Origin of the sequence: Labrys sp. 22185 (assembly GCF_052045555.1) — a bacterium.
GTDB classification, from domain to species: Bacteria; Pseudomonadota; Alphaproteobacteria; order Rhizobiales; family Labraceae; genus Labrys; species Labrys neptuniae.
The window spans coordinates 1-3,402 of the sequence record NZ_JBQEPH010000102.1 but is presented as its reverse complement, the minus strand read 5'-3'; the positions used below and the strand labels follow the sequence as shown (position 1 = coordinate 3,402).

Sequence of the window (3,402 nt, the reverse complement as noted above, 5' to 3'; positions counted from 1 at the left end):
GCGCGCGGGTTTTGCCAGCAGGTTGCCGACGTAGAATTCGTTCAGGACAACGAGGCCTTGTCCGGCGCCGCGGGTACGCTGCGAGGCTTGCATTTTCAGCGTTCGCCGATGGCGCAGGGCAAGCTGATTCGTGTCATCCGCGGTGCGATACTCGACGTGGCGGTCGATATCCGCCAGGGCTCGCCGACCTTCGGCAGATATGTCTCGGCCCGCCTGGACGGGGTCGATGGCGACCAGCTGTGGGTGCCTGTCGGCTTCGCCCATGGCTATTGCACGTTGGAGCCGGACACGCTGGTTGCCTACAAGGTCACCAATTACTACAGCCCCGACGACGATGGCGGCATTCTGTGGAATGACCCTGCGATCGGCATCGAATGGCCCGTGCTGCCACAGGGTCCCGTGCTTTCGGCGAAGGACCAGGGGTTGCCGCTCCTGAAAGACTTGCCGGCTCAGTTTCATTACAACTCCGAACAGGAAGGTGTCGCATGATGCGTGTTCTGGTGACAGGCGGTGCAGGCTTCATCGGTTCGGCCGTGGTGCGCCTGCTGGTGGGGGAGGGGGATGTCGAGGTGCTCAACTTCGACAAGCTTACCTATGCGGGCAATCCTCATTCTCTGCGCTCGATAGCTGGCTCACGAAATTATCGCTTCATGCGCGGCGACATCACCGACAGGCTGAAGCTGGATGCCGTCATGGCATCTTTTCGCCCGAACGCGGTGATGCATCTGGCCGCCGAAAGCCATGTCGACCGCTCGATCGCCGGAGCCGATGACTTCATCCAGACCAATATCGTGGGGACCTACACCCTGCTGGAAGCGTCGCGCGCCTATTGGCGTACGCTTTCGGGCCGGGAGCGTGACGCGTTCCGTTTCCTGCATGTCTCCACGGACGAGGTCTATGGTTCGCTCGGCAGCGACGGCCTCTTCACCGAGACCACGCGCTATGATCCGAGCTCGCCTTATTCGGCCAGCAAGGCGGCTTCCGACCATCTTGCCCGAGCCTGGATGCGCACCTATGGCCTGCCGGTGCTGATCTCCAACTGCTCGAACAATTACGGCCCGTATCATTTTCCCGAAAAGCTTATCCCGCTCGTCATCCTCAACGCATTGGAGGGACGCACATTGCCGGTCTATGGCGATGGCAGCAATGTGCGTGACTGGCTTTTCGTCGGGGACCACGCCCGTGCCCTGTGGACAATCGTGCGGACGGGCCGGCCGGGAGAGACCTATAATGTCGGTGGGCGCAGCGAGCGCAGCAATCTGAGCGTGGTCGAGACCATTTGCGACGTTCTGGACGGGCTCGTCGCCGGTTCGCGTCCGCGGCGGGATTTGATCGCCTTCGTGCCGGACCGCCCCGGCCATGACCAGCGCTATGCGATCGATGCCGGCAAACTCGAGGCGGACCTGGGCTGGCGCGCCCTCGAGACCTTCGAATCCGGCATCCGGCATACGGTGCAGTGGTATCTCGACAATGATTGGTGGTGGCGCCCGATCCGCTCGGGGGTCTATGCCGGCGAACGGCTGGGGCTCGTCAGCGCCTGAGCCTGCCGGCAGTCCGGATCCAGGAGGTTTCGCGATGCGTATTGTGGTGACGGGCAGGGAAGGGCAACTGGCTCGCTACCTGCAGGCCGTTGGCGCGTCCTCTGGCGTGGATATCGTCTGTCTCGGCCGGCCTGGGCTCGATCTGGCCGAGCCGGCGAGCATTCCTGAGGCGCTCCTCGCATCCGGGGCGGATGCGATCATCAATGCCGCCGCCTATACGGCGGTCGACCGGGCCGAGAGCGAACCGGAGAAGGCCCATGCGGTCAACGCCGTCGGCGCAGGGCTCGTCGCGGAGGCCGCGCAACGGCTCGGCGTGCCGATCGTGCATGTCTCGACCGACTATGTCTTCGACGGCGCCGCAGGCCATCCCTATCGCGAGGAGGATCGGGTCTGTCCACTCGGCGCCTATGGTGCGTCCAAGCATGAAGGCGAGCTGCGCGTCGCCGCCGCCAATCCGCGCCACGTGATCTGCCGCACCTCGTGGGTCTACTCGCCCCATGGCCAGAATTTCGTGAAGACCATGCTGCGGCTCGCCGGCGAGCGCGACGAGGTCGGCGTCGTCTCCGACCAGTTCGGCTGCCCGACCTATGCCCTCGATCTTGCCGAGACGCTGCTGCGGATCGCCCGGAAGGTCGTCGAGGAGAAGGCGGCGGCCTCGCCCTTGTTCGGCGTGTTTCATGTCGCCGGTAGCGGTGAGGCGAGCTGGGCCGATCTCGCCGAGGCGGTGTTTGCGGCATCGGCATCGTCGGGTGGCCCCTCGGCCCGCGTCAGGCGCATCGAGACCAAAGACTATCCCACGCCGGCCCGCCGCCCTGCCGATTCAAGGCTGGACACGGCCAGGCTGCAGCAGCGTTACGGCATCGCCTTGCCAGATTGGCGCGCCTCGGTCGGCGACTGCGTATCCCGCCTGCAGGCGGGGCGTGCCGGCGCGGGCTCACCCACTCCCGTTTCTCCTCTTGCTTCGTCCTAACGGCCTTCGCAATCGGCCGCCCGTGGTGTTTTTGATCAAGGAAGTTATTGAGAATGCGCGGTATCATACTGGCCGGCGGCAGTGGCACCCGGCTCTATCCGATGACCAGCATCACCTCCAAGCAGTTGCTGCCGATCTACGACAAGCCGATGATCTATTACCCGCTCAGCACCTTCATGCAGGCGGGTATTCGCGAAATCCTGCTGATTTCCACCCCGCATGATCTGCCGCTGTTCCGCAAGATGCTCGGCGATGGTTCGCAATGGGGCCTGAAGCTGAGCTATGCCGAGCAGCCGCGCCCGGACGGCCTGGCCCAGGCCTTCGTCATCGGAGCCGATTTCGTGGCGGGCGAGCCTTCGGCGCTCATCCTGGGCGACAATCTGTTTTATGGGGCCGGCCTGCCCGGCCTGATGCGCTCGGCCGTCTCCCGCCGCGAGGGGGCCACCGTGTTCGCCTATCACGTCACCGATCCCGAGCGCTATGGCGTGGTCGGCTTCGACGAGAAGGCGGTGGCGACCTCGATCGAGGAGAAGCCCAGGCAGCCCAAATCCAACTGGGCGGTGACGGGGCTGTATTTCTACGATGCCGAGGTGGTCGACATCGCCCGGACCATCAAGCCCTCGGCGCGCGGCGAGTATGAGATCACCGACGTCAACCGCATCTATATGGAGCGGGGCAGCCTGCATGTGGAGCGCATGCGGCGGGGCTATGCCTGGCTCGACACCGGCACGCCCGACAGCCTGCTGCAGGCCGCCGAGTTCGTGCGCGTGCTTGAGCACCGGCAGGGCGTGCGCCTGGCCTGCCCGGAGGAGATCGCCTTTTCCAGCGGCTGGATCGATGCCGATCAACTGCGTCACCTCGCCAAGAAGGTCGAGAACAGCAGCTACGGCA

The 3,402-nt window shown here is 64.7% G+C and carries 4 protein-coding genes; all 4 read left to right on the top strand.

What is annotated here, in order from left to right; translation table 11 throughout:
• Positions 1-489 (top strand): dTDP-4-dehydrorhamnose 3,5-epimerase (gene rfbC / locus ACTJKX_RS37985; RefSeq protein WP_440728427.1); only part of this gene is annotated, 489 nt, incomplete at its 5' end.
• Positions 489-1,541, top strand: a complete 1,053-nt coding sequence (rfbB, locus tag ACTJKX_RS37980) for a dTDP-glucose 4,6-dehydratase (RefSeq protein ID WP_440726798.1) — start codon at positions 489-491, stop codon at positions 1,539-1,541. The genes rfbC and rfbB, both read left to right, overlap by 1 nt.
• Positions 1,542-1,575: 34 nt before the next feature.
• Positions 1,576-2,511, top strand: a complete 936-nt coding sequence (gene rfbD, locus ACTJKX_RS37975; RefSeq protein ID WP_440728482.1) for a dTDP-4-dehydrorhamnose reductase — start codon at positions 1,576-1,578, stop codon at positions 2,509-2,511.
• Positions 2,512-2,564: 53 nt separating this feature from the next.
• A partial coding sequence (rfbA, locus tag ACTJKX_RS37970; protein WP_440728348.1) for a glucose-1-phosphate thymidylyltransferase RfbA occupies positions 2,565-3,402 on the top strand: 838 nt, incomplete at its 3' end.